Annotated in this window: 1 protein-coding gene; it reads right to left on the bottom strand. The window is 46.4% G+C overall.

Features of this window, described 5'->3' with window-relative positions:
* Positions 1 to 133: 133 nt before the first annotated feature.
* The gene (locus AC1QQ2_RS14230) at positions 134 to 349 is read right to left on the bottom strand and encodes a hypothetical protein (protein WP_479713628.1); all 216 of its coding nucleotides are present in this window, start codon (positions 347 to 349) and stop codon (positions 134 to 136) included.
* Between the last annotated feature and the right edge of the window lie 957 nt (positions 350 to 1,306).

The following is a 1,306-nucleotide window of genomic DNA, read 5'->3' as shown; positions in this document are numbered from 1 at the left end:
CAAATATTCGAAGTCAAGATTTCGTTTGAACATTTTCCGGCACGATGTTTACTACTGGGAGAGTGCTAGCTTTGCTGACAGATTGCTGCTAGAATGAGATGTTCGGTTGGTCCCTATATAATTTTGGATCCTCTTAATTAATGTTGACCAATTCAATAAGGACGCCTAATTGGTAATTAAGGAGAACAGGGGACAGCAGGGTTTTAATTAAGAATGGCGATAGCGATGCTGCCGCAGTCCGTATCATGCGACGCAGACCGAACAGGGCGTGGGTCTTGCTGAGAAAGTTGTAGCCCATGATGCAAGGAAACGATTGACCGTCATGTGCGATCAAAATGACGCCATTCATGGATGAGCACAGTGAAATGCCAGTCTTTCACTCAAGTCGACTGAACGATGATGCCAGGATTTGTGCATATGCAGAGCACAGAACAACCAGCGGGGCCATTATCACATTATTCTTGGCATTTGAATACATTCACATAGCCCAGATTATGTGTGCGCATTCCACCATTACGCAAAACGACCTCCAGGACGATTATGCTCTTCTGCATTCAAACTGCATAACATCCGTGCGCATGACAGGGTAAGCGAGTTGAGAGGCAGTAGAACGCGCACCGCCTTCGTATCCATTGATGAAATGGTGCGCATATGCATAATCAGTCTCAAATGTGCGCTCCATAGCAGTCAGCGTGCTAGTCCAAGGCACGGCAACGTTCCGATTTCGACTGAAACCCCTTCGTATTCGATCATGTAGATTATTTTTGACACCGCTTCGCCTTCCAATTCATAACATATGCATTACCATTCATAACCACCCCCGCCCGCGCGGCCACCGCGCCCGGAGCCGCTGCCATGGACTCCTTCTTGCCCATCCTCACTGGCCGAGCACTGTGCAACTACTTTGAAAGATACGACTGGCATATGTATCTCAGAATTGCCAGCCGCGCCGTGTTCGGTGGCCACCGGCACTGGATTTGAACTTTGCCCATTGTTCACTGAAATTGTTTACTCTACAGTACTAAAAAAAAGTTCAATCTGGTTCTTAAGCTTTTTATTTCAATACTATAGCGGTACGTTCATACTATTGCAATTTGCACCATAACAAATTCCTTCGGTGAGTGTTCCCAAAGTTCTGCAGACGTTCTCAAAGTTTCAATGCGACCCATGTTGGCTCGCAAGAAGCCATGCCATCTTGCGAGCGTGCAGGAAAATTCTTGCGAGCGTGAAGAATTTTCAAAAACCCGCTGATCTTTGGAATCTCGGAGACACTTTACTTGCCGGTACTAAAAACTTGAAATCGAGT

This window comes from Aestuarium sp. (assembly GCF_023253315.1).
Taxonomy (GTDB): Bacteria; Pseudomonadota; Alphaproteobacteria; order Rhodobacterales; family Rhodobacteraceae; genus Marivivens; species Marivivens donghaensis.
The sequence above is the reverse complement of the archived record's forward strand: the minus strand, read 5'-3'. Positions and strand labels throughout refer to the sequence as shown.